The 22,706-nt window shown below is 68.6% G+C and carries 24 protein-coding genes, 1 other RNA gene and 1 pseudogene; 14 read left to right on the top strand and 12 right to left on the bottom strand.

What is annotated here, in order from left to right; translation table 11 throughout:
* The first annotated feature begins 56 nt into the window (after positions 1 to 56).
* The 4 genes from ACWEO7_RS22920 to ACWEO7_RS22905 all read left to right on the top strand — a co-directional run bounded on the left by ACWEO7_RS22920 (position 57) and on the right by ACWEO7_RS22905 (position 2,836).
* Complete coding sequence (locus tag ACWEO7_RS22920; RefSeq protein WP_452425962.1) at positions 57 to 1,136, top strand: metallophosphoesterase; 1,080 nt, start codon at positions 57 to 59, stop codon at positions 1,134 to 1,136.
* 67 nt (positions 1,137 to 1,203) lie between these two features.
* A complete protein-coding gene (locus tag ACWEO7_RS22915) occupies positions 1,204 to 1,446 on the top strand; it encodes a hypothetical protein (protein WP_356960909.1) in 243 nt (80 codons plus the stop codon).
* Between the two features lie 56 nt (positions 1,447 to 1,502).
* A complete protein-coding gene (gene smpB, locus ACWEO7_RS22910) occupies positions 1,503 to 1,976 on the top strand; it encodes an SsrA-binding protein SmpB (RefSeq protein ID WP_174186417.1) in 474 nt (157 codons plus the stop codon).
* On the top strand, positions 1,973 to 2,836 hold the full coding sequence (locus ACWEO7_RS22905; RefSeq protein WP_452425960.1) for an EamA family transporter: 864 nt from the start codon (positions 1,973 to 1,975) through the stop codon (positions 2,834 to 2,836). Before smpB ends, ACWEO7_RS22905 begins: the two co-directional genes overlap by 4 nt.
* Before the next feature lie 142 nt (positions 2,837 to 2,978).
* Here ACWEO7_RS22905 and ACWEO7_RS22900 read toward each other — a convergent pair whose 3' ends face one another.
* Entirely contained in the window at positions 2,979 to 4,238 is a 1,260-nt protein-coding gene (locus ACWEO7_RS22900; protein WP_452425959.1) for an ABC transporter substrate-binding protein, read from the bottom strand.
* 50 nt (positions 4,239 to 4,288) lie between these two features.
* Positions 4,289 to 5,602: an ABC transporter substrate-binding protein gene (locus ACWEO7_RS22895; protein ID WP_452425958.1), complete on the bottom strand. Its 1,314-nt coding sequence runs from the start codon at positions 5,600 to 5,602 to the stop codon at positions 4,289 to 4,291.
* Positions 5,603 to 5,933: 331 nt separating this feature from the next.
* Here ACWEO7_RS22895 and ssrA point away from each other — a divergent pair.
* Positions 5,934 to 6,304, top strand: a transfer-messenger RNA (tmRNA) gene (gene ssrA, locus ACWEO7_RS22890).
* Between the two features lie 571 nt (positions 6,305 to 6,875).
* On the top strand, positions 6,876 to 7,766 hold the full coding sequence (locus ACWEO7_RS22885) for a phosphotransferase (RefSeq protein ID WP_452425957.1): 891 nt from the start codon (positions 6,876 to 6,878) through the stop codon (positions 7,764 to 7,766).
* 167 nt (positions 7,767 to 7,933) lie between these two features.
* On the opposite strand, the gene ACWEO7_RS22880 is transcribed toward ACWEO7_RS22885, so the two are convergent.
* Complete coding sequence (locus ACWEO7_RS22880; RefSeq protein ID WP_452425955.1) at positions 7,934 to 8,686, bottom strand: SDR family oxidoreductase; 753 nt, start codon at positions 8,684 to 8,686, stop codon at positions 7,934 to 7,936.
* A gap of 101 nt (positions 8,687 to 8,787) precedes the next feature.
* Between ACWEO7_RS22880 and ACWEO7_RS22875 the strand changes: the two genes are divergently transcribed.
* The gene (locus ACWEO7_RS22875; protein ID WP_450024862.1) at positions 8,788 to 9,675 is read left to right on the top strand and encodes a helix-turn-helix transcriptional regulator; all 888 of its coding nucleotides are present in this window, start codon (positions 8,788 to 8,790) and stop codon (positions 9,673 to 9,675) included.
* Between the two features lie 13 nt (positions 9,676 to 9,688).
* Here the strand turns inward: ACWEO7_RS22875 and ACWEO7_RS22870 are convergent, their stop codons facing one another.
* The gene (locus ACWEO7_RS22870; protein ID WP_452425953.1) at positions 9,689 to 10,594 is read right to left on the bottom strand and encodes an EamA family transporter; all 906 of its coding nucleotides are present in this window, start codon (positions 10,592 to 10,594) and stop codon (positions 9,689 to 9,691) included.
* Positions 10,595 to 10,802: 208 nt separating this feature from the next.
* Here ACWEO7_RS22870 and ACWEO7_RS22865 point away from each other — a divergent pair, with 208 nt between their 5' ends.
* Together ACWEO7_RS22865 and ACWEO7_RS22860 are read left to right on the top strand one after the other, a co-directional pair.
* Positions 10,803 to 11,201: a hypothetical protein gene (locus ACWEO7_RS22865; protein ID WP_452425952.1), complete on the top strand. Its 399-nt coding sequence runs from the start codon at positions 10,803 to 10,805 to the stop codon at positions 11,199 to 11,201.
* Positions 11,202 to 11,274: 73 nt separating this feature from the next.
* A complete protein-coding gene (locus ACWEO7_RS22860) occupies positions 11,275 to 12,180 on the top strand; it encodes a universal stress protein (protein WP_452425950.1) in 906 nt (301 codons plus the stop codon).
* A 3-nt stretch (positions 12,181 to 12,183) separates the two neighbouring features.
* Here ACWEO7_RS22860 and ACWEO7_RS22855 read toward each other — a convergent pair whose 3' ends face one another.
* Positions 12,184 to 12,639: a hypothetical protein gene (locus ACWEO7_RS22855; protein ID WP_450024856.1), complete on the bottom strand. Its 456-nt coding sequence runs from the start codon at positions 12,637 to 12,639 to the stop codon at positions 12,184 to 12,186.
* A gap of 153 nt (positions 12,640 to 12,792) precedes the next feature.
* Between ACWEO7_RS22855 and ACWEO7_RS22850 the strand changes: the two are divergent.
* Together ACWEO7_RS22850 and ACWEO7_RS22845 are read left to right on the top strand one after the other, a co-directional pair.
* Positions 12,793 to 13,741: pseudogene (locus ACWEO7_RS22850) on the top strand (GlxA family transcriptional regulator).
* A 66-nt stretch (positions 13,742 to 13,807) separates the two neighbouring features.
* Positions 13,808 to 14,422, top strand: a complete 615-nt coding sequence (locus tag ACWEO7_RS22845) for a dihydrofolate reductase family protein (RefSeq protein ID WP_452425949.1) — start codon at positions 13,808 to 13,810, stop codon at positions 14,420 to 14,422.
* Between the two features lie 93 nt (positions 14,423 to 14,515).
* Here the strand turns inward: ACWEO7_RS22845 and ACWEO7_RS22840 are convergent, their stop codons facing one another.
* On the bottom strand, positions 14,516 to 15,442 hold the full coding sequence (locus ACWEO7_RS22840; RefSeq protein WP_452425947.1) for a hypothetical protein: 927 nt from the start codon (positions 15,440 to 15,442) through the stop codon (positions 14,516 to 14,518).
* Between the two features lie 71 nt (positions 15,443 to 15,513).
* Positions 15,514 to 16,029, bottom strand: a complete 516-nt coding sequence (locus tag ACWEO7_RS22835; RefSeq protein WP_452425945.1) for an ester cyclase — start codon at positions 16,027 to 16,029, stop codon at positions 15,514 to 15,516.
* 28 nt (positions 16,030 to 16,057) lie between these two features.
* Between ACWEO7_RS22835 and ACWEO7_RS22830 the strand changes: the two genes are divergently transcribed.
* Entirely contained in the window at positions 16,058 to 16,522 is a 465-nt protein-coding gene (locus ACWEO7_RS22830; RefSeq protein WP_452425943.1) for a hypothetical protein, read from the top strand.
* On the opposite strand, the gene ACWEO7_RS22825 is transcribed toward ACWEO7_RS22830, so the two are convergent.
* The 4 genes from ACWEO7_RS22825 to ACWEO7_RS22810 all read right to left on the bottom strand — a co-directional run bounded on the left by ACWEO7_RS22825 (position 16,503) and on the right by ACWEO7_RS22810 (position 19,944).
* Positions 16,503 to 17,051 (bottom strand): thioredoxin family protein, encoded by a 549-nt coding sequence (locus tag ACWEO7_RS22825; RefSeq protein WP_452425941.1) that lies wholly within the window; start codon positions 17,049 to 17,051, stop codon positions 16,503 to 16,505. The two genes, ACWEO7_RS22830 and ACWEO7_RS22825, sit on opposite strands and share 20 nt — an antisense overlap.
* 105 nt (positions 17,052 to 17,156) lie before the next feature.
* Positions 17,157 to 18,095 (bottom strand): threonine/serine dehydratase, encoded by a 939-nt coding sequence (locus tag ACWEO7_RS22820; protein WP_452425940.1) that lies wholly within the window; start codon positions 18,093 to 18,095, stop codon positions 17,157 to 17,159.
* Between the two features lie 23 nt (positions 18,096 to 18,118).
* A complete protein-coding gene (locus ACWEO7_RS22815) occupies positions 18,119 to 19,513 on the bottom strand; it encodes a bifunctional lysylphosphatidylglycerol flippase/synthetase MprF (RefSeq protein ID WP_452425938.1) in 1,395 nt (464 codons plus the stop codon).
* Positions 19,405 to 19,944, bottom strand: a complete 540-nt coding sequence (locus tag ACWEO7_RS22810) for a hypothetical protein (RefSeq protein WP_452425936.1) — start codon at positions 19,942 to 19,944, stop codon at positions 19,405 to 19,407. Before ACWEO7_RS22810 ends, ACWEO7_RS22815 begins: the two co-directional genes overlap by 109 nt.
* Before the next feature lie 225 nt (positions 19,945 to 20,169).
* Here ACWEO7_RS22810 and ACWEO7_RS22805 point away from each other — a divergent pair, with 225 nt between their 5' ends.
* Positions 20,170 to 20,664 carry a hypothetical protein gene (locus ACWEO7_RS22805; protein ID WP_452425934.1) on the top strand — a complete coding sequence of 165 codons (495 nt, stop codon included), beginning with the start codon at positions 20,170 to 20,172 and terminating at the stop codon, positions 20,662 to 20,664.
* A gap of 25 nt (positions 20,665 to 20,689) precedes the next feature.
* Here the strand turns inward: ACWEO7_RS22805 and ACWEO7_RS22800 are convergent, their stop codons facing one another.
* The gene (locus ACWEO7_RS22800; protein WP_452425933.1) at positions 20,690 to 21,859 is read right to left on the bottom strand and encodes an FAD-dependent monooxygenase; all 1,170 of its coding nucleotides are present in this window, start codon (positions 21,857 to 21,859) and stop codon (positions 20,690 to 20,692) included.
* An 85-nt stretch (positions 21,860 to 21,944) separates the two neighbouring features.
* On the opposite strand from ACWEO7_RS22800, the gene ACWEO7_RS22795 reads away from it, so the two are divergent.
* The gene (locus ACWEO7_RS22795) at positions 21,945 to 22,646 is read left to right on the top strand and encodes a TetR family transcriptional regulator (protein WP_452425932.1); all 702 of its coding nucleotides are present in this window, start codon (positions 21,945 to 21,947) and stop codon (positions 22,644 to 22,646) included.
* Positions 22,647 to 22,706: the final 60 nt, after the last annotated feature.

The following is a 22,706-nucleotide window of genomic DNA, read 5'->3' as shown; positions in this document are numbered from 1 at the left end:
CACCGATGGGCGGGGACGGTTGCCGGGCAAGGCCGCCGAAAACTATGGAGGACAGCGTGAGCCGGAGCGACACGATCGGGCGCAGGGCGTTTCTGGCCGGTGCGGCCACCCTCGCGACCGGGACCACGTTGGTCGGGCGCACGCCGGCTCATGCGGTACCCGTCGCCGAGGGTGTCACCAAGTTTCCCTTCCCGGACGAGCGCCGGGTGCGGGTACTGGTGACCGGCGACGCGGGCACCGGCACCCGCACTCAGTGGGCGGTCGCCGACGCCATGCGCGCGCTGCACGGCCGCGAACCGGTCTCGCTGGCATTGGGCCTCGGCGACAACATCTACGAGCACGGGCCCGACGGCGCGGCCGACGTCCAGTTCGCCGACAAATTCGAAAATCCCAATGCCGGATTGGATTTCCCCTGGTTGATGGTGCTGGGCAACCACGACAACAGCTCGGTTCTCGGCGGTGACGGCGGCTGGCTGCTGCGCGGCAACGCCGAGGTGGAGTACCACGCGAACTCCCGGCGCTGGTGGATGCCGAGCCGCTATTACTCGGTGCGGATTCCGGAGCGCAACCCCGTCGTCGAGTTCTTCGTCCTCGACGTCAACCCGCTGGCGGCCTACGTGCCGCCGGTCTTCTCGCCGTACTGGGCGGTCGACGGCCAGTTCATGAACGAGCAGCGCGACTGGCTCGATCGCGCCCTCGTCGACTCGCCCGCCACGTGGAAGGTCGCCTGCACCCACCACCCGTTTCTGAACAACGGCCCGCACGGGGACGCGGGCCGCTACGAGGGCCTGTCGCTGGAGCCGATCAACGGCGTGCACGTGAAACGCTTCTTCGAAGACCACGTGATCGGACGGTGCCAGTTCATCCTGTCCGGGCACGACCACTCGCTGCAGGTGCTCGAACCCACGGCGGCGTCGAAGGGAACCAGGCAGGTCGTGTCCGGCGCGGCCGCGAAGACGGTCGGCGCGGAGCCGCGGCTCGCCGCGAGCGCGGGCCACGGTGCGCTGTACGAGAACTACCAGGAGCTGGGCTTCATGGTGCTCGAGCTCACCGACGGCGGAGTCGACCTGGGCGTGCACACGGTCGACCCGGCGACCGGCGCGTCCGTCGAGGTGTTCCGGCGGCGTCTGGCCTGAGTTCCAACTATGTTGCGCCGTGCGAGAATTGCGGCGCGCCGCTCGCTCGGCGGCTACCGTTCTGGCTATGGCACCGGGTGATGGTTCCAGTGACGCGGGCGATGACATTTCCATCAGCTCGGTGGGGGGTGAGACGCCGGACACGCCGCCGTATGTACGCGGCCGGACCGATCCGGCGGTCGAGAACGTATGGCTGCGCCGCAGTCCGCCGCCACCGCGCCCTGGCGTACCGCGGATGTCGACGGTGGCGCTGCTCGTCGCGTTCCTCGCCGTGCTCACGCTCTACGTCGTGCTGCATCAGGGCGGTTAGCGCGTCCTCGACCTGCGGGAATAATCCGGTTGCCGGGTCACTTAAAGTGGACCGTTATGAAGGAGAAGGGGCGCAAGGTCATCGCGACCAACCGCCGGGCGCGGCACAACTACACGATCCTGGACGTCTACGAAGCCGGGATCGCGCTGGTCGGCACCGAGGTGAAGAGCCTGCGTGAGGGCAAGGCTTCACTGGTGGACGCCTTCGCGACGGTGGACAACGGCGAGGTGTGGCTGCGTGGGCTGCACATCCCCGAGTTCAGCCACGGCACCTGGACGAACCACGCGCCGCGCAGGGTGCGCAAGCTGCTGCTGCACAAGCGGGAGATCGAGCGGCTGGTCGGTAAGTCGCGGGAGGGCAACCAGACGCTGGTGCCGCTGTCGATGTATTTCTCCGACGGCAAGGTGAAGGTCGAGCTGGCGCTGGCCAAGGGCAAGCAGGACTACGACAAGCGGCAGGACCTGGCCCGGCGCACCGCCGAGCGAGAGGTCACCCGTGAACTCGGACGGCGGGTCAAAGGCATGAGGTGACCGCCGTCCTGCTCGCGCTGGCGGCCGCGGTGGGCTACGGCGTGAGCGATTTCTACGGCGGTGTGGCGTCGCGGCGGGTGACCGCGCTGCGTGTGGTCATCTATTCCTATCCGTTCTCGGTGTTGCTGGTCCTCGTAGCGCTCCCGCTCGTGCCCGGGAGCCCGGACGCGGCGTCGTTGTGGTGGGGCGCGGCGGCGGGCCTTGCGAGCGGCGTCGCGGTGTGGTGGTTCTATGCCGCGCTGGCCGGCGGTCCGATGGCGGTCGTGTCACCGCTGACGGCGGTGCTGGTCGCGGGCATTCCGGTACTCGCCGGCCTGGCGACCGGCGAGCGTCCCGGCCCGCTCGCCTTTGCCGGCATCGTATTCGCCCTGGTCGCCGTGCTCTTGGTGAGCCGGGAGTCGCCGGACGACGTGACGGAGGAGATCACCGGCGGCCGCGAACTACGGTTCACCCGCAAGGTCGCCGCGCTGACCATCGGGTCCGGCGCCGCGTACGGTCTTGCCTTCGTGTTCTTCCACGAGACCTCCGCGGACTCCGGACTGTGGCCCCTGCTCATGCAGCGGATCGCCGCCACCGCGGTGGTCTGGCTGACCGCGCTGGCCGCGAGGGACTTCGGGCGGTTACGCGGCGAACCGCTGCGGCTGGCCTGCTATATCAGCGCGCTGGACGTGATCAGCAACGCGGCGTTGCTGTACGCCTTCCACGGATCGCTGTTGTCGCTGGTGAGCGTGATCGGCTCGCTGTATCCGGCGGTGACCGTGCTGCTGGCGATGGTTCTGCTCGGCGAACGGGTGCACCGGCAGCAGCTGATCGGTTTGGTCCTCGCGCTGGCCGCGGTCGCGCTCATCGCCGCGGCCTGAAGGTCACGCGCCCGCTCGGACGTGGTGCGGGCCGGGTACTCGGTGACGGGTCCACCGCCCGAGTGCCGAAGACGCGGCCCGAGTGCGCAAACCGAGCGCGCACCCGGGCCGGGGTGTCATCGACGCACGCCGATCGCGCGGATCACCGCGTGCACGGTTCGTGGATCGATATCCGCTTCAGCGTGGGACTGCGATAGTCGGCCACCACGGTGCGCGACCCCAGCGACGTGGACGGGTCGGGCACGTTGACCACCGCGCGCTGCGCCGCGACATCGGGTTCGTCACGCCCGTAGATCTGCGGCGCCGCCATTCCCTCGGAGTCGACCGTGAGCCCGGAAAGGGCCTTGCGCAGGGTCGGCCGGTCCATGCCGCCGGTCTCGGCGGCCTTGGTGAGCAGCGCCTTCAGCGGATATGAGATAGCCCAGCCCAGGTTGTAGCCGAAGTTCGTCGGTTCGCTCGGCGCGGCGTTCCTGGCGCGCTGGGCTCCGGTGGTCGCGCCGTCCCAGCCGTCGAACGGCGAGGTGTAGTTGTACAGCGCCGTGAGCGCGGGCGCGGCCGGTGTCTTGAGCAGCGCGCTGTTCCAGGTCGGGGTGGACCCGAGGAATCGGCCCGTGTAACCGGATTTCGCCAGCTTGCCGACGATTTCGGCGGTTTCGGCCGGGCCGGTGGCCAAGAGGACCACATCCGGCGGGTCGGCCAACAGTTCGGCGACCGGGTAATCCTGTGTGCCGACTTCGGTGTTGGGTCCGGTGTCGATCCGCTCGGTGATCGTCGCGCCGTTGTCCAATGCCCACTTCAGCGCCCCGCTGGCGTAGTCGCCGCCGTAGTTGCCGCGGTAGGCGACCACGCCGAGCGTGCGTGGCTGGTAGAAGTTCTGCGCGAACCAATCCAGGCCGAGCACGGCTTCCGTGCAGTACGAGAAACCGTCGTCCAGCACCAGATCGCGGTCGGTGTCGCGGTACTGCCAACCCGACCAGAGTGTGCCGGCCCCGGTCACCAGGTCCGCCTCGTCCATCTCGTGCAGCACGGCGAGCGTCTGCGCGGTCCCGAAACTCATCGCGAGCGCCAGCACATGCGGCGCAATGTTCTCGAATTCCGTGACGTGCCTGCGCGGATCGTAGGCCGTGTCGCGCGTGTAGGTGGTGATGTCGATCTCGTAGCCGCCGATGCCGCCCTGCTTGTTCACCTCGTTCCAGAACGCGACTTGCCCTTCCTGCAAGGACTTTCCGAGCGGAGCGAAGGGGCCGTTGTTCAGGTCCGACAGAACGCCGAGATAGATACAGCCCTTGTCACGCTGAATCGCGTGGGGGCAGGCTTCGCGGGTGACGCCGGGTGCGGCGGCGGGCGACGAGGCCGAACAGCCGCCGGTCAGGACGAGCCCGAGCGTGAGGGGAGCGGCCACGAGACGAAGTAGCCGACGAAAAGTATGAGGAAAAGGCATTTCTTGCTCGCTTACGGCTGCACGCAGGGCTCGTTGAGGGTGATGCGGTCCTGAGTCGGGCCGTGATAGTCGGTCGCCAGGGTCCTCGCGCCCAGCGGCGCGGTCTGATCAGGCGCTTCGATCACGGCGCGCTGCCGGGTGAGGTCCGGCTTGACCGCGCCGTAGGTGTGTTCGGGTATCGCGCCCTCGTAGTCGACACGCAGGCCGTGCACGGCTTGACGGACACCCTTGCGGGTCAGCCTGCCTTCGTTGACCGCCCGGGTGAGCAGCGCCTTCATCGGATAGGAGAACATCCAGCCCGCACTGTAACCCCAGGTGGAGGGTTCGCGGGTAGCCGAGGCCCTGGCCTTCTTGGCGCCCGCGCTGGTTCCGTCCCAGCCGTCCAGCGGTGAGGTCATGTTGTAGCGAGCGGTGATCGCCGAGGCCGCAGGACTTTTCAGCAGGCCGCCGTTCCACGTCGGGCCGGAGCCGAGGAACCTGCCAGGGAAACCGGCCAGTGCCGCCTTGCCCATGATCTCGCCCGCTTCCGCGGGGCCCGTGGCAAGGAGCACGAGATCCGCTCTGGTACTGAGGATCTTCGCCACCGCCGCGTCTTGGTTGCCGATCTGGGTGTTCGGCTCGGTGTCGATCTGCGCCACCAGGTCGACCCGATTGGCCGACGCCCATTTCTTGGCGCCGGTGGCGTAGTCGCCGCCGTAGTCGCCCTGGTAGCTGACGGTGGCGATCGAACTCGGCTTGGCTTCGTGCTCGGCGATCCAGTCCAGGGCGATGATCGCCTCGGAGCAGTAGGAGTAGCCGGACTCCAGCAGCAGACCCTTGTCGCTGTTCTCGAATTGCCAACCCGACCAGAGGGTTCCGGCAATGGCGACCATGTTCGCCGCGTCCATCTCGGGAAGTACCTTCTGCGTCTGCACCGTGCCCAAACTCATCGAGAGCGCGAGGACATGCGGCTCGATCCGCCGGTAGGCCTCGGCATGTTTCTGCAGATCGTAGTTCGTGTCCTCGGTGTACGTGGCGATGTCCACCTCGTACTTGCCGCCGATCCCGCCCGCTTCGTTCACCGCCTTCCAGAACGCCAACTGGCCGTTGTCGATGTCCTTGCCCAGCGCGGCGAACGGCCCACTCGTCAGATCCGACAGCACGCCGAGATAGATACACCCTTTGCGGGAGTCCACCGCGTTCGGACACGGGTCGGCGGTGACTCCGGGTTCGATGGCTCCCTTCGACTCGTCACGCAGGATGGAACATCCGGTCAGGACGAGCCCGGCGATGACGGTGAGGGCGGACAAGCGCAGCAACCTGTCCCGAATGGTGCGAAATGCCAAAGTGTTTCCTTAGTCTGAAATCGAGATCCGCTGCTCAGAGCCGATCGTACGGCTCGTGCAGTGTAAGTCGGGTTCGTCGTCGGACCTCGAGAATCGACTACCAGCATCCGGGAAGGGGGAGGCGAGGTGCTCGCCGGAGCGGGTGACTCGAGATCCGGTCGCGGGGCGGTCGGCGCATGTGCTCGCGGCGCGCCCTCGTGGGTCGGCGTTCACCTCCGGGCTGCGTCCGTAGATCGCCCTCGGATGTGGCGACCGTCACCACCGGATATCGGGATGATCCGCGCTTTCCCCGGTGTTAACATGAACAGCCCGGCAAGATGCTGGGGCGTACGGGGCTGAACGGTTTCGACTGCGTACGTAGATTTAGGGGAAGCGTGTCGGTGCAGGCAAGAGACCACCGTAAGCGTCGTTGCAACCAATTAAGCGCCGATTCCAATCAGCGCGAGTACGCTCTCGCTGCCTGATCAGCAGAGCGTCTCTGTCGGCCCGGGGCATGCCCTCGGCTCCGGTGCCGGCATCAGCTAGAGGGCTAACCGTCCTACTCGGTCGCGGAGTAGGACGGGACATCGAACAGCGGCTGGGATCGTCATCCGGGCTTGTTCGCGGGACCCGGAGATCCGAGTAGAGACACAGCGAACTGCACACGGAGAAGCCCTGAAGACGCGGCGGAGGACCCGGGTTCGATTCCCGGCAGCTCCACGAGTGCGAGGCCCATGCTCATGGAGAGCATGGGCCTCGCTCGTTCCGCTGGGTGTTTTGTGGGGGTGCAACCCCCACACCCCGCCCGGCGGGCTTCGCCCCCGGACCCCCACCTCGGTGGTTGCGTTGGGTGGGTCCGCGCGGGTTCTACTGCCTTCCGACCTCTGAGTTGGTTTCGTTCGGGTCGGTGTCCGGCGGTGCCGCTCCGTGCTCGCTGGAGGCCGCTCCTTGTGATTGTTTCGCCACTGTGCGCGCGTTCTCGCCTCCGCTACTTCGCGGTGCTCGCGCATCGCTTCACCTTCTTGCGTAAGTCGCGGCAGTTGGGCGGTGGCATCGTGCTGCGGGGGGCCGGGACCGTTTCCGGTGCATGGGCGGGAGGCGGGAGCCGCCGAACAGGGTAATTCGGGCGAATCAGTCGGATTCTGTTTGGTTGCTGAGTGCGGTGGAATCTCCAGGGTAATGTCCATTGACCAGGGAAAATGGGGTGTTTGCCCCCCGGTATCTGGATGGCTGCCATGAGGCTCGAGGTCGAGATGCGGTGCTACTCCCCCCGGGGTGGGTGCGGGGGGCCGACATGACCGCGGATGTCGCGGGCAACGGCATGCGGTCGATTCTGCGTGCCGCCTGTGTGAGCGTCGGTATCGATGCGAGCGATGCCGAGCCCGTGGGCGGGCAGGGGGTCTATCGGTTGCGCGACGAAATCGTCGTGCGGATCGGCGGGCGGGAACAGAAGCTGGCGACTTCGCGGGAAGTCGCCGTGTCTCGATGGCTGGAGACCTGTGGGGTGTCGGCGACGCGGGTCATCCCGGAGATCCCGCAGCCGGTCGTGGTCGACGGCCGACCGGTGACTTTTTGGCAGGAGTTGCCGCCGCATCATTCCGGCACACCCGGCGAGGTCGGCAAGGCGCTGGGAGAGTTGCATCGGCTGCCGCTGCCCGGTTTCGAGCTGCGCCGGATGGCGCCCCTGGCCCGGGTGGAGGAGGACATCGCCGTCGCCCAGACGGTGACCGAGGACGACCGGCGCTGGTTGTGCAAACATCTGGACGAGTTGCGCGGTCGCTGGAAGGCGCTGCCGCGGGGTCTGCCGTGGTCGGTGGTGCAGGGCGCGGGGTCGGGCGACGGCGTGGTGGTCGGCGACGACGGCGACGTGATCTTGGTCGGATTGCAACGAACTGTGATCGGCCCGCCGGAGTGGGATCTGGTGCACATGGCGATCGAGTGCTGGACCGCCCAAAAGATCACCGCCTCGGAGTACGCCGAGTTCTGTACCGGATACGGCCGGGATGTGATGCGGTGGGACGGCTTCTACCTGCTGCGCGACATCCAGGAGTTCCGGATGGCCTTGCAGTCGTTGCGAGCCGCCGCCGTCGACCCCAGCCATCAGCAGCTGGCGCTGCGCCGCCTCGCTTACATCCGCGGTGACGAGGGCATGCGACCGTGGCCCGAGTGGGCGGACACCGACTAGTCTGCCGCGAGATCCCGGTGCGCCTGCCGGGTACGACAGCGCGTCGTCCGCAGCAATCGCGAGCGCGGTCAGGGCAGCTCGTATAGCGGTGGGCCTCCTCGGGCCTGGCGCGGCGCCGGGGCACTATCGGTCATCCGCCAGGGCGGTAGCGGCGAACGCGTCGGCGATCAGCCCTGCTGGGTCGGGACGACGACGATCTCGGCGATGTTGACGTGCCGGGGTACGTCGACGGCGTAGGCGATCGCGTCCGCGATATCGCCGGGTTCCAGGATCTCGATCGCCGTGCGCCATTGCGCCAGCCCGGAGCGCTGTTGCTCGTCCTGCATCCCGTCGCCGAGTTCGGTGCCGACGAAGCCCGGTTCGATGTTCTTGATCCGGACGCCGCGCGGCCCGAACTCGGCGCGCAGGTTGCGGGTCAGGTGTGCGACCGCCGCCTTGGTAGCGGTGTAGACGGCGTAGTTGGGGAAGACCGCGTGCCCGCCGATCGAGCCCACCAGCACCAGATCGGCGCGCTTGCCGTCGGTCGCGGCAGCGAGCAGGTCATCGATGAACGCTCGTCCGGTGTAGAGCAGCCCGGTGACATTGGTGCCGACCATCTGGTCCCACTCGTCGGTGAGCGCGGACTCGAACGGCGCGGCGAGCATGACGCCCGCGTTCGCGACGACGAGGTCCACTGGCCCGAACGCCGCACGCACCGTGGCGGCGGCGTCGCGCACGGACTGCTGATCGCCGACGTCGGCGACGACCGCGATGGCGTCCGCGCCGAGTTCGGCGGCGAGTTCTTCGATGCGATCCTTGCGTCTGCCCAGCAGGGCGACCTTGGCGCCGCTGCGCGCGAGCCGCCGTGCGGTGGCGGCGCCGATTCCACTCGATGCTCCGGTGACGACCGCGACGCGGCCGGTGAGGTTGTTGTTCGTCATGTCCACTACCTTCCGGCCCTTCGCGTGCGCCTGCCAGGCTGCGGACTTCCTGGTAGTCGCGGGGCCACCCAGGAGCGGCGCCCCTGACCTACGCTCGGTTCATGGACTCCGACAATCGACTGGGCGCCTTCCTGCGCGCGCGCCGCGAATTGGTGCGACCGGAGGATTTCGGATTGCCGGGCGGCGGCCAGCGGCGGGTCGCCGGTTTGCGCCGGGAGGAGATCGCGCTGCTCGCCGGGGTGAGCGCCGACTATTACGTGCGACTGGAGCAAGGGCGCGACCGGCATCCTTCCGAACAGGTCATCGCGTCGCTCGCGCGGGTGTTCGCGCTGGACGAAGAGGGCACGGCGCACCTGCGTGAACTGGCCAGGCCGACGGCCAGACGCCCGAGAGCCCCGCGGCGGCCCGAACGTGTGGCGCCCGGCTTGCTGCGCCTGATGAACGCGTGGCCGCACACGCCGGCGCTGGTGCTGGGCAGGTACCTGGACGTCCTGGCGGCGAATCCCTTGGCCGCCGCTGTCAACTCGTGTTCGGTTCCGGGAGTGAATCAGGTGCGCATGGTCTTCCTCGATCCGGAGGCGCGCGACGTCTACCGGGATTGGCCGACGATCGCGGCCGACACCGTCGCCAGCCTGCGGGCGACCGCGGGCGCGGACCTGGACGACCCGCGATTGACCGAGCTGGTCGGCGAGTTGTCGCTGAAGAGCGAGGAGTTCCGGCAGCTGTGGGCCCGCCATGACGTCCGGGCGAAGACCGGGGGCGTCAAGGAATTTCGCAACCCCATGGTCGGGGACCTGACCTTGTCCTACGAGACGTTCAGCGTGAACGGCGCGCCGGGCCAGATACTCATCGCCTACCACGCGGAGCCGGGATCGCCCTCGGAGCGATCTCTGGCACTGCTCGGCAGTTTGATCGCCGACAACCCGGGGGCGGCAGATGATGAGCAGCGTCCCGCCGGTCAGCCGGACGTGACGCGGCAAACGCGCTGAGCGGCCCGAGCTGTCAATCCTTCGCTTCGGTCCGCGTCGCCCCCGCCGACGCAGCCACCACACACGCGACGCCCGCCCACTGTCCGAGATTCATGATCTGACCGAGGACGACCAAGCCCGCGATCGCCGCGACCGCGGGCTCCAGGCTCATCAGCACACCGAAGACGCGGGGCGGGATCCGCCGCAGCGCTTCCAGCTCCACCGAATATGGAAGCACCGACGACAGCAACGCCACCGCGAATCCGGCGGCGAGCACGCCGGGCTGCAACAGCGCGGCGCCCGCGTCGACGACGCCGACCGGCAGCATGACCAGGCCGCCGAACGCCATGGCCAGTGCCAGACCGCCGCCGCCGCTGGTCTGTTCGCCGAGTGCGGCGCTCAGCAGGATGTAGCCGGCCCAGCACGCCGCCGCGGCCAGCGCGAATAGTATTCCGGCCCAGTTCACGTCGCCGTCGGCCCGAGTCAGCAGCAGCACTCCCGCCCCGGCGAGCATCGCCCACAGCGGGTCGATCCAGCGCCGCGATCCGGCCAGCGCGACGCTCAGCGGTCCGAGGAACTCGATGGTCACCGCCATGCCGAGCGGAATCCGGTCGATCGCTTCGTAGAACGAGAGGTTCATCAGCGCGAGCACCGCGCCGTAGCCGAGGACGACCGGCAGCGCGCCGCGTGCCACCCGCAGCGACGAGCGCCAGATCACCAGCAGAACGATCCCGGCGAAGACCAGGCGCAGCGTGACCGCCCCGGCCGCTCCGGTCGCCGCGAACAGTTGCTTCGCCACCGCCGCGCCCACTTGCACGCTGACGATGCCCGCCAGCACCAGCGCCGTCGGCGGTACTCCACCTAGCCCCTGAGCGGCGACCGAACGCCGGACCGAGACCGGCCGCGCCCCGCGCGCCCTCCGCCCGAAGTCGATCGCCACCACGCCGCACCTCCGTCGTCTCGGGAAGACCTCCGGACACCCAACCACGCCGGGACGACACGACCGTCAGGCGGTGCGGGTCCCACCCGAGATTCCGCGGTTTGCCCCCGCCGAAGCCGTGGGGGAGTGAGTATCTAGTTATTCGCGCCGGTGCGCGGCCGGCGTCCGTTCGACGAAGAGCGACTCACGACCGATAGGACCACTCCGCATGCGAAAAGGAGTTGCCGCGATAGCGGCGGCGATCGGAACCGGCGCGGCAGTCGCGCTGGCTTGCCCACCCCTGGCCGGAGCCACGGTGACCCAGGTGGGGATGTATCCCGGCATCAATTTCGGCTTGGCGACGAACTACGGCACAGGCTGCACCTACACCGCGCGAGCGACGGTGACCGACATCGTCACACCGGTGACGTTCTACGACAACGGCATACCGTTCGGCGTGGTCCGGCCGTCGGGCGGCGTCGCACTGATCGACTGGGTGCCCGCGACACCGGGGCCGCACACCGTCAGCGCGGTACAAGAGCCGTACGCACCGTATGTGGCGGGTATCGACCTGCGGGTCGGTGCGGGCGTCCACCTGGGGTACGCGTGCGTCGTCTTCGGCGGATGACGGGTCCGCCGCGCCGGTAGTGTCGAAATCGGCGGTGCTGAGCTCGATCTTTTCGTCGGGAAAGGGAGTGAGCATGCGAAGCAACGGGCCGATCGTGGTCGGTGTGGACGGGTCCGCCGGATCGGCGGCGGCGGTCGCGTGGGGAGCGCAGGCGGCCGCGCAGCATCGGGCGCCACTGTGTCTGGTGCACGTGCTGGATCCGGTCGCCGACTACGGGCCCGGTGTCACCGAACCGCTCACCAGCACCGACTACGCCCGACTGGAGGGGCACGGTCGCTGGGTGCTGGACACCGCGACCGAGGAGGCGCTCATCGCGGTCCGGGCGTTGCACGACATCGAGATCACCACCGAGTTGGTGTACGAGCCGGTCGGTCCGGCGCTGCTGGACCGTACCCGTGGAGCGCGGATGATGGTGGTCGGCACCCGGGAACGCGGGACCGTCCGGCGCGCTCTGCTCGGCTCGGTGAGCGCGGCGCTGGCCCGCCGGGCGCGCTGCCCGCTGGTCGTGGTCCGGGAGGGCGCGCCGCTCAGCCCGGAGGCCAGGAAGCAGCTGATCGTGGTCGGGGTGGACGGTACGGAGGTGAGTGAACCCGCTATCGAAGCGGCACTGCACGAGGCCTCGGCGCGGGATGTGCCTCTGCTGGCACTGCACGTGTGGACCGGCGTCGAATTGCCGTCGGCGAGTGCGGAGCTCGCGGCCGACACCGAAAAGCAGATCGTGCTCGCGGAGAGCCTCGCCGGATGGCAGGAGCGCTTTCCGGACGTCGAGATCCGCCGCGAGATCGTGACCGACCGGCCCGAGCGCTGTCTGCTCGAACGCTCCGAGGGGGCCCAGTTGCTCGTGGTCGGCAGCCGGGGCCGAGGCGGGTTCGCGGGCATGCTGCTCGGCTCGACCAGTCAGGCGCTGCTGCTGTCGGTGGCGTGCCCGATCATGATCGTCCGCGACCTGTCGATGATGGTCCGCCACCTGCCCGACTGAGCGTCACGCTCCGGTCGTCGAACCCGGCCGGACGATCATCAGAACGGTGACCGCCGCCCACAGCAGGTTGAACACCCCGGTGTCCATGGCGAGACGGCGAATCAGCGTCGGTGTCGTCCCGGTGAGGTCGGCCAGGATCTTCTGCTGTCCCGGCAGCACGAGCAGTGCGAGCACACCCGCCGCGGCGGCCGTCAACCCGATCGACACGATCAGCCATGCGTCGCTGAGCACGCCGAGACTCAGCGCGGTGAGCAGACCGAAGGCCGGGACGAGCACGCCGAGCAGTGCGTAGACCCGGCAGATGCGATGCAATGTGCCGAGGACGGCGGGGCTGTGCCCGGCTCCGGATGGGGTGAGGGCGCGGCGGGTGGTGGCGGGAAACATACTGGCAGCCACCGTCACGGGTCCGACGGCGATGATCACGGCGAGCACGTGGACCGAGAGCAGGAACTTCGTCACGGCGGTCGACACTAGTGAGCGCGGCGCGTACGAGAAATTGGCGAAAGTGCCATATAGCGATTGATTCTCGCCAATAGCCTCGAACTGTGTACTCGTCCCGGGGCGCACTAGATCGGCATTGGCTGAAATCGACCGAATAGCTACCCTATTGCCATGCACACCGTGGTCGTACTCGCGCTGGACGGAGTGATCTCGTTCGATCTGGCCACGCCCGTGGAGGTGTTCGGGCGAACCCGCCTGCCCGACGGACGCCCCGCCTATCGCGTGCTGGTCTGCGCGCCCACGCCGACGGTCGACGCGGGCGTGTTCACGCTGTGTGCGTCCCGGGGGCTCGACGCGCTGGCCGCGGCCGACACGATCGTGCTGCCCGGCTGCGCCGATCCGGGCCTGCCGGTGCCGGACGAGGTGATCGACGGCGCTACGCCGGGCCGCCGCCGCGGGCACCCGCATCGCGTCGATCTGTTCCGGCGCCTTCATCTTGGCGGCGACCGGATTGCTGAACGGCCGTCGCGCGACCACGCACTGGCTCGCCACCGCGGAACTGGCGGCCCGCTACCCGGAGATAGACGTGGACCCCGGCGTGCTGTACGTGGACAACGGTTCGTTGCTCACCTCGGCGGGCGCCGCGGCCGGAATCGATCTGTGCCTGCACATGGTCCGCCGCGACTACGGCTCGGCGGTGGCGGCGGACGCGGCCAGGAAATCCGTCGTGCCGCTGGAGCGGGAAGGGGGACAGGCGCAGTTCATCGTGCACGACCAGCCACCGACGCCGCGCGGCTCGGTGCTGGAGCCGGTGCTGCGGTGGATCCAGGACAACTCCGCGCGCGACCTCTCCCTCGACGAGATCGCCGTACAAGCCGGAATGAGCACCCGCACGCTCAACCGGCGGTTTCGCGAGCACACCGGAACGACGCCCCTGCAATGGCTGTTGCGCGCGCGCATCCGGCAGGCGCAGCATCTGCTCGAAGCCACCAGCCACCCGGTGGACCGGATCGCGGGCCAAGTCGGTTTCGGGTCGCCGACCGCGTTCCGCGACCGATTCAAGCGCGTGGTCGGGACGAGCCCGCACAACTACCGGGCGGCCTTTCACGCCGACCGATGAGTTCTCGCGCGTCACCCCGTCGGATCAAGCGACCGAGTTCGCAACACCGATCCAGGAGCAACGCGCATGAGGAAAATCACCGCAGGCCTGTTCATCGCCCTCGACGGCGTCATCGAAGATCCGCAGGACTGGCACTTCCCGTATTTCGACGACGCCATGGGGGCGGCTGTCGACGCCCAACTCGGCGCCGCCGACACCCTGTTGCTCGGCCGCAGGACCTACGAGGGCTTCGCGGGCGCGTGGCCGGAGCGCGAAGCGGCGGGCGGCCCGGACGCGGCGTTCGGGAAGAAACTGGGCGATGCGCGCAAACTCGTGGTGACGCGGCAGAACCTGGAATTCACCTGGCGCAACTCCGAAGTGATCGACGGCGACCTGATCGAGGCGGTGACGGCATTGAAGGGCGAGCCGGGCGGGGACATCGGCATGAGCGGCTCGGTCTCGGTCGTCCGTCAGTTGCTGGCCGCCGGGCTGCTGGACGAACTGCACCTGCTGGTGCATCCGATCGCGGTCGGCAAAGGCGAGCGCCTGTTCCAGGACGGCGCGCCCACTGTTCCGCTGCGCCTGCTGTCCTCGGAGACCTTCGACACCGGGGTGCTGCACCTGGTCTACACCCGCGACGAGGCCGCGCTCGACGGAACGTACGAAGACGCGAAAGTACACCTGTCCCAAGGCGTTCGGTAAGCGTTAGCTCCGGTTGTCCGGATCGCGCAGGTGGTTGCTGCTGAGTTTCGGTCCGGCGCCCGCCATTTCGGACTCGGACAGTTCTAGTGCGAACTATCTGGAGTGTCCGAGCGCTTTCGTGACGATGCCGCCGGTGACCGATTTGACGAGGTAGCTCGTGGAGTCGTGCGGTGACGCGCCGTTGTCGAAATGCGGCTCGGTGACCGGAGCGACGGTGCCGCCGGGATACGGCGGAAAGAACACACTGAGATCGAGGTGCGCCGCGACGAGATCGTCCTCGTCCACCAGGTTGTGCCAGTTCGTCACCGCCTTCGGCACGGTGCTCGGCTGCGGGCGCAGCCGGTCGTACACGACCGTGCGCAGGCCGAGTGGCGAGCCCATGGTCAGCAGGGTCACCGGGCGGCCGGTGCGGTGCAGCGCCTCGTAGGCCACCACGCTGCCGAGCGAGTGCGCGATCACCAGGCGCGTTTCGGGGCCGATCTGGTCGAGCACCTGCCGCTGGGCATACTCCCGCACCTCGTCGTCGGTGAAGTACCGGGCGACCTGGGACAGCGCCGCTATGACGAACTTCTGTGCCAGCCCGAACCCGAACGGCGCGAACCAGCGCAAGCGCATCAGCGCGTTCAAAGCGGGGCGCAGCCGCGCGTTCGTCCCCTGCGCCACCGCGTCCGGCGGCGGGGGAGTGCCGAGCCGGCGGGCCGTCGCCCGATCGCGCTGGTCACCGGCGTGCTCCACGGCTGTCGCGAGCCACGTGGCCGCGAGCTGCTCCATCAGGTCGAGTTGCTCGTCGTCGAGCTCGGTCCCCGTACCCTGGGCGCCCTCGACCAGGAACCGATTGCCGTAGAACGCCATGCGGGTCGACAAGTCACCGGGAGCACCGTTGCGCCACAATCGGTCCGCCAATTCGGGTGCGCCGTAGTTGCGTACGCCTCCGGCGAGTCCGGGCAACCAGCGCGCCTCCAGCGTGTCGGCCGATTCCTGTTCTTGCGCGATGCCGTGCACGAGGACGATCGTCGCCAACGTCCCACCCCTTTCGATCCCCGGTGTCGGGAACAGTGTCCCTCATCGGAGGCGAGATCGGCAGCGGTGGCTCATCGTCCGGAACGGTTCCGTGCGCGGATCGCTTTGCCCAGTGGGGCAATCGAATTGGCAAGCCCGAACAGCACCCGCTCGGCGATCGAATGTTGCGGGGGCAGGACGGCGAGTTGGCGGGCGAGCTCCAGCCCGTTGACGATCGCCGTGTTCGACTCGATCAGTCCCTCGCGCACGACGAACACGTCGGTACCCAGCAGATCGAGGCGTCTTCCGTTGGGGGCCAACCCGATCAGCGGCACGGTGCCGTCGAACCGGCCGCGCATGCGCCAGTGCACCACGGCACGCTCGTCTTGCGCCGTGACCGAGAGGATCTCCACCGTCAGGTCGGGGACCGCCGCGTGCACGTCGCGGAAGAAGGCCACGACCTCGCCCGGAGCGCGCAGATCGGCGACGCCGACGAACACGTCGATCGCACCCGGCCGCCAGCAGTCGGAGACGGTTTGCCAGTCCTGCTCGCCGATCGCCTCGACGTAACGACGCGCCACCGAGCCCGGGTCGCCTGAGTTGGTCAACGGTAATCCTTTCGTCGGGAAGCGGTCGGTGCGCACATCACGGCGCGTCCGGCAGTTGGCTGCGGCCGGACTGCTGGACGGACGGCCTGCCACGACGCGTTGGCCGGCGCAGTCGGCACTGCGCGCGCTCGGCACGGACGCTCGCCCGAAGGAACGAGTGGTGCGCGACGGGAGAACAGCCACGGCCGCAGGAGTCTCCGCAGGCATCGATCTGGCGCTGTGGCTGGTCGGGGACGTCTTCGGCGCGGAGCAGGCACAGATCGCTCCGGTGATCATCGAGTACGACCCGCAGCCGCCGTACGACGCCGGTCACGTCGGCAAGGCCTCGCGCGCCATGCGGCGGGCCGCCACCGCCCAGGCCAGGACCGTGGTGGGGCCGGGCAATCTCGGGGAATTCGCCAGGTTGTCGGCCGCCGTGCCGCAGCTGGCGTGGCGCAGCGCGATCCGTCGCGTGCGCGAACGCGGGAAGGTCTTCAGGCGTCCCGCCATTTGATCGAGCAACCCATGCTCGGCCGGTGTGGTTCGGGCGCGGGCTCGCCCGCGAGCACGGCTTCGACGGCCCTGCGCAAGTCGTCCCCGGTCAGCGGTTTGCCGTTCCCTGGCGTCGATTCGTCGAACGCGCCGCGGTAGGCGAGTCGGAGGTCGGCGTCGTAGAGGAAGAAATCGGGAGTGCATGCGGCGCGGAAGGCCCGCCCCACGTGCTGCTCCTCGTCGACGAGATAGGGAAACGTCCAGCCCGCGCGGATCGCTTGGTCGCGCAGCCGCAGCGGGGCGTCGTCCGGGTAGGCGGTCGCGTCGTTGGTGCAGATGGCCACGGTCGGCATGGACGGCAGCGAGTCGACCAGTTCGCCGAGCGCGGCCTCGATGTGCTTGACGTAGGGGCAGTGATTGCACGCGAAGACGACCAGCAGACCGGGTCCGTCCGCGAAGTCGTCGCGGGAGTAGATCCGCTGGTCGAGATCGGGTAGAGCGAAGTCGGGTAGCGGTGTGCCGATGGGAACCATGTGTGAGGTATGCGCCATGGTGTGCCTTCCGTCGGGATCGCAGAGGACAGCGGGAGCCTAACCCCGTGTCGTCCGATTCGTCGGAAATACGCCGATGAACGGTCAGTCGGCGTGGCGGGCTTCTCAGCAGGTCAGATCGGCTGGATCGGTGTTTGCTCCGCACAGCACCACGCAGACCCGCTCGCCGGGCCTGGGCCGGAACGCCGGCTCCGCGCCGCGTATCGCCGCCAGGGCGGTCGCCGCGGCGTGCTCCACGGCGAGGCGGCGCTGCGCCCACAGCTCGCGGCGCGCCGCCACGATCGCGTCGTCGTCGACCAGCACCGAGGCCACGTCGTAGCGCTGTGCGGCCGTCAGCGCCAGCTCCGAGGCGCGCCGGGCGCCGAGCGAGTCGGCGGCGACCGAGTCGACCTCCACGTCCACGACCTGCTCGGCCTCGATCGCGGCGTGCAGCGCGCGGCAATGAACCGGTTCGACGGCGACGGTCCGGACACCGTAGTGATCGGCGGCGGTGGCCACACCCGCGAACAGCCCGCCGCCGCCGACGGCGACCACGACGGCGCCGAGATCGGGGATTCGCTGGTGGATCTCGGTCATGAGCGTGCCCGCACCGGCGGCGATCAGCGGGTTGTCGTAGGCGTGGGAGAGCAGGGCGCCGGTGGCGTCGGCGAATTCGCGACTGGCCGCGAGCGCGTCGGCGTATTGCGTCCCCACCAGGCGGACGTCGGCGCCATAGGAGGTCAACCGGTCCACTTTGACCCGCGGCGCGGTGGTCGGCAGGAACACCGTGGCGGGAATCCCCTGGCTGCGCGCTGCCCACGCGCACGCGAGCCCGGCGTTGCCGCCCGAGGCGATCGTCACGCCTATCCGAGGCAGCGTCCCGTTCTCGCGATGCGTGAGCAAGAAGTTCAGCGCGCCCCGGGCTTTGAAGCTGCCGGTGTGCTGCAGGAACTCCAATGCGAACCACAGCTCGCCCGTGTGGTCGGCCTGCGCCACGGCCACCGGTCTGACCAGCCCGGCCACCCGTTCGGCAGCGGCCTTCACGTCGCTGTGTGTCAGTTCCATCGAACTCCTCGGTACCGTGCCGCTCAGTACTCGCGGCGGTGCGGGGCGAACTCCAGGGTGAGCAGGGCGGCGGCGGCGATGACCACTTCGCGCCAGCGGATCAAGGCGTAGCGCTCATCCGACAGCGCGTGGAATTTCCGCAGGAAGCGGTAGAGCGATTCCAGCCGGATCAGTGGATCGGCGAGGTGCACCAGCACGTAGAGCAGCGTGGCCGTGCGCGATTTGTCCTTCTCGGCGAACAATTCCGGGAAGGGGGCGAAAGCCAGCGAGATACGGTGGATGTCGTGCGCGACGGCGTAGTCGACCAGATCGACGATCATGCGTTCGTCCAGGCCGTTCGGTGCGTCCTTGCGCCGCCACGGCACATCGAGGCTCAGTTCCCGGCCCCGGTCCGAGATGCCGTAGCGCTGGAAGCCCACGGGGTTGCCATCGGCGTCGCTGGCGATGACCACCAGCATGTTGGGATTCCGCCCGTCGAGCAGGTGGTCCAGGATCATCGAGAAGCCACGGGTCTGCCTGCCGCGCCGCCATTCGTCGACGATGGCCAGCAGTTCCTCGCGCCGTTGTTCGGTGAGGGCCGACTCGTACACCACCTCGGTGGTGACGCCGAAATTCTTGGTCCGGCTCACGGCTTGGCGCAGGTTGCGGAACTTGCGTCCGACCAGGTTGAACTCGTCCACATCGAGCACCACGTCGCGGCCGATCGGTACCGCGTGCAGACCGCGATGCTCCAGCGCCCATACCTGCCACAGGTTCGCCAGTTCCGGGCTCGCGCCCAGCACGGCGACGCGCCAGCCCTGGTTGACCGCGAAGTCGGAGAACGCGGCGACCAGTTCGGGGAAGGCCGCGCGATCACCGATCGGGTCGCCCGCCACCGCGGCGATGCCGAAGCGAGCGCGATAGCCGATCGCGGCGGTCGACGACGCGTTGAAGAAGTAGGTCTTCGACGAGTGCAAGGCGAACGGCGCCAGCGAATCGCCCTCGGTGCGGCCGACCAGCTCGGCCACTCGGTACAGCTGGTCGGGCTGCGGTTTGCTGGCTATCGGCAGCATCAGAACGAAGCCGGTGGCGGCCAGCAGCACGAACCCGGCGTCGGGATGCTCGGCGCGGTAGGCCAGATGCGCGACGGCCAGCACCAGCACCGCGGCGGTGAGGTGCGGAAGCGTGATCGGCCTGCGCAGGTGCAGCCCTCGCGCGACGAAGACGCCCGACAGTGCGAGTGCGACGAACCAGCCATGGTCGACGGTCTCGTTCGAGGTGGCGTTGGCCTCGTAGGCCAGGATCACCGCGATCAGCAGCGCCAGGGTGATCAGCGTGGCGCGCGCGGCGGGCGTGGTGGTGAAAGCGGCTTCCCGGTAGCCGCTGAGGGTGGTGGCGCGCAGTGTGCGTGAGCTGGAGGTTCCCTGACCGTCAGGCACGAGCGGGCTCCGCTCTGCCCGCGCGCCTCGCTACCCACGACAGGTTCGCCATGGTGGCCCTCCAGATGATCGCCTACCGAACACACTATGCGCACCCGACGGTCCAGGGGAAATGCCTTTCCGAAACCGTCGGGTAGCCCGGAGGCACGAACCGAGTTGACGCAGGGCACGTGCCACCCCCAGGGCAAACATCGGATGAATCCCGTTCTATTCCTTCGCCAGGGCCGCTTCCAGCCGCGCGATCCGATCGGCTGGCATGGAGCCGTTCTGATCGGCGTGAGCGACCAGCAGCTGCGCCGTGATGCCCGCCGCGTGGTGGCGCGGGCTGTCCGGGCGGTCGTCGGCGGCCGGATGGCCGCCGTGGAGTTCGCCGCGGCCGCGATCCGATCGCCGAGGGTCGCCGCCGTGTGCAACGCGAGCCGACCGCCCATGCAGTAACCGACCGCGGCCACGGGTCCGGGCGTGACGAATTCCGAAATTCAACCCTATTTCTTTCTCCTGGGGGCTGATTCGGGCGGTTGCGGTCCAATTGCCGATTCCTCGGCGTGTATCCGCGATTTTCCCCTGCCGCGTTGTCATGCTCAGTGCCTGGCTGATTCGAACCAACCGCCTGACGAGTGGGCGCGACGAGAGGTCCGACTGTGAAACTGAGCTGGATGGCGATTGCCGCGCTGGTAGTCGCCGCTGTGTCCGGGTGTTCCGACGATCCTTCGGAGGGGGCGGCGGCGACCTCGACGACCGTCGGCGCCGCCTCGAGCGCTCCGGCTACGACGGCCGGAGCGCGCGACGACGAGGCGGCGGACGGCGGGCTGCGGATTTTGCTGGGTGAAGTAAAGAAAGTTCCGGTGCCCGCCGACGCGGTGCTCGATATCCGGGCTCCCGCCGCGTGGGGTCAAGCCGTCGGCGGTATTCGCTGCACAGTCACCGATAGTTCCGGACGGAACGAAGATCTGCGCTCCTCGGACGCGAAGAAGACCGAGACGTTCGGCGGGACGGAATGGGTGACGGTGTGGACGTTCTCCTCCGCCCCGAACAGCGACGTCACCGTGGGTTGCCGGGACCCGGAGTCGAAGATCGCCGCCGCTCATCGTGATCCGTATCTGCGCGTCGTGCCGCGCGAGATCGTCCCGATCGCGCCGCCGCAGCGCTGATCCCACCGGCGCGGTGCCCGGCTGTTCAGGCGGCGGCGCGCACCTCGACCGGCCGGTAGACGCGGGACGCGAGGGACTGCAGCACCATCAGGCGAGTCAGTTGGTTGCGCAACCAGATGCGGCCGCCGGTGGCCGGAATCAGCATGGAACTGCTCGCCCGCACCGAACGCTGTGCCCGCAGCACGGTCGGACGCAGGGCTTGCTCGTAGCGGTGGAAGGCGATCCGGTGGTCACCGCCCGCTGCGGCCAGCTCGGTCGCGAGCAGGTGTGCGCCCTCGATGGCCAGCGCCGCGCCCGCGCCCGACAGCAGCGTCGCGCAGTAACCGGCGTCGCCGACCAGCGTGACCCGCCCCTTCGACCAGGCCGGTATGCGGACCTGGCTCACCGCGTCGAAATAGAAGCCGTCGTCGGCGGTGGCCTGGTCGAGCAGGGTGGGCACCTGCCAGGCCTGGTCGTCGAAATACTCCCGCAGCAGGGCTTTCTGGGCATCCTGGTCGCGGTGGTCGACCTCGAGCACGCGGTCCTCGCGGAAGGCGAAGAAGGCCGTCGCGGTGTCGTGGCTCCCCGAGCGGTAGACGCCCGCCACCTTCCCCGGCGTGTTGTAGAGCGTCACCGAGTGCGGACGTCCGAGTTCGGTGTCGATCCGCGCGGTGGCGAAGTACACACCGAGGTGGTGCAGCGCGTCCGCCTCGGGTGTGACGGCGAGATTTCTTGTCCGCGAATGCAATCCGTCGGCGCCGACAACCAAGTCGAATTCGGCCTGTGCGCCGCTGTCGAAGGTCACCTCGACGCCGCCCTCGTGCTGGTCGATCGCGGCGATCGAATCGCCGAAGGTGAACTCGACGTCGTCGGCGGTCGCCTCGTACAGCACCTGGGCCAGGTCGCCGCGCATGATCTCGAGGTCGCCGTCCCCGTTGAAGGTGCTGGTGCTCATGCCCGCGACGCGGCGGTCGGCGGCGTCGACGAAGGTCAGTTCGCGGATGTCGGTGGCTCGTTCGCGCAGCCGCGGCAGCACGCCCATGCGCTCCGCGATCCGCACCGAATTGGCCCGGATGTCGACGCCGTTGCCGCCCGGGCGCAGTGCCGGGCTGCGCTCGACCACCGTGGGCCGGAAGCCGTTGCGCACCAGCCAGTACGCGAGCGTCGGTCCGGCGATGCTCGCGCCGGAGATGAGAATGCGGGGTTCGTGGGCCATGAGTGCCTCCTGTATCGACTGACCGTTGGTCAGGCATGACTGTAGGACACTGACCATCGGTCAGTCAACGGGTAGGATCTGCACCGTGAGCGACGAGACGACCACCCGCGCGCGCATCCTCGAGGTGGCCATGGACCTGTTCGGGACGCATGGTTACCACCGCACCTCGGTGCGCGCGATCGCCGAGCAACTGGGCATCTCCAAGGCGGGCGTGCTGTACCACTACCCGAGCAAGTACGACATCCTCGCCGGTTTGGCCGAACCGTTGCTCGTCACCATGGAACGTGTCGTCGCCGAGGCGGCCGACCCGGATCCCTGCGAGGCGCGCCGTCGCGTGATCGAAGGGTTGCTCGACGTGTTCCTCACGCATCGCTATCTGCTCCGGCTCAATGTCCGGGACCTGGCATTGGCCGCTCCAGGAACCATTTTCGAGCGGTTCAGCAAGACCATGATGCAGGCGAACATCCTGGTGGCGGGCCCGGACGCCACCTTCGCGGAGCGCGTTCGGGCCACCCAGGCGGTGGCGGGGCTCAGTGACCCGGTGGTGCTGTACGCCGAGGCGCCGGTCGAACAGTTGCGTGCCGAGGTGCTGAAAGGAGTGCGCCTGCTGTTGGCGCCCGCGGACCGGACGCCGCCCGCGTCCACGTCCAGGGGAAGGCCCGCGGCGATGACCGAGGAGCGGATCGAACTCGCCCGGCGGATGCGTGACACGGAGCGCCGCAGCGTCCCGGATATCGCCCGGGAGTTGGGTGTCTCGCGGGCCACGCTGTACCGCTATCTCAAATAAAGTGTCTTATTGAGACGATATTTTTGAGACAGGCCGTTCGTGTTCGGCGGAGGCCCGGAG

The sequence above is a fragment of the Nocardia sp. NPDC004260 genome (assembly GCF_053603155.1).
Note: the sequence above shows the minus strand (reverse complement) of the source record. Positions and strands in the feature narration are given on the sequence as shown.

Excerpts from the sequence above, each read along its gene's own strand:
- ACWEO7_RS22915 (WP_356960909.1), top strand. The coding sequence starts at position 1,204 with ATGGCACCGGGTGATGGTTCCAGTGACGCGGGCGATGACATTTCCATC.
- smpB (WP_174186417.1), top strand. The coding sequence starts at position 1,503 with ATGAAGGAGAAGGGGCGCAAGGTCATCGCGACCAACCGCCGGGCGCGG.
- ACWEO7_RS22885 (WP_452425957.1), top strand. The coding sequence starts at position 6,876 with ATGACCGCGGATGTCGCGGGCAACGGCATGCGGTCGATTCTGCGTGCC.
- ACWEO7_RS22880 (WP_452425955.1), bottom strand. The coding sequence starts at position 8,686 with ATGACGAACAACAACCTCACCGGCCGCGTCGCGGTCGTCACCGGAGCA.
- ACWEO7_RS22875 (WP_450024862.1), top strand. The coding sequence starts at position 8,788 with ATGGACTCCGACAATCGACTGGGCGCCTTCCTGCGCGCGCGCCGCGAA.
- ACWEO7_RS22865 (WP_452425952.1), top strand. The coding sequence starts at position 10,803 with ATGCGAAAAGGAGTTGCCGCGATAGCGGCGGCGATCGGAACCGGCGCG.
- ACWEO7_RS22860 (WP_452425950.1), top strand. The coding sequence starts at position 11,275 with ATGCGAAGCAACGGGCCGATCGTGGTCGGTGTGGACGGGTCCGCCGGA.
- ACWEO7_RS22845 (WP_452425949.1), top strand. The coding sequence starts at position 13,808 with ATGAGGAAAATCACCGCAGGCCTGTTCATCGCCCTCGACGGCGTCATC.
- ACWEO7_RS22825 (WP_452425941.1), bottom strand. The coding sequence starts at position 17,051 with ATGGCGCATACCTCACACATGGTTCCCATCGGCACACCGCTACCCGAC.
- ACWEO7_RS22820 (WP_452425940.1), bottom strand. The coding sequence starts at position 18,095 with ATGGAACTGACACACAGCGACGTGAAGGCCGCTGCCGAACGGGTGGCC.
- ACWEO7_RS22810 (WP_452425936.1), bottom strand. The coding sequence starts at position 19,944 with ATGGGCGGTCGGCTCGCGTTGCACACGGCGGCGACCCTCGGCGATCGG.
- ACWEO7_RS22805 (WP_452425934.1), top strand. The coding sequence starts at position 20,170 with ATGGCGATTGCCGCGCTGGTAGTCGCCGCTGTGTCCGGGTGTTCCGAC.
- ACWEO7_RS22800 (WP_452425933.1), bottom strand. The coding sequence starts at position 21,859 with ATGGCCCACGAACCCCGCATTCTCATCTCCGGCGCGAGCATCGCCGGA.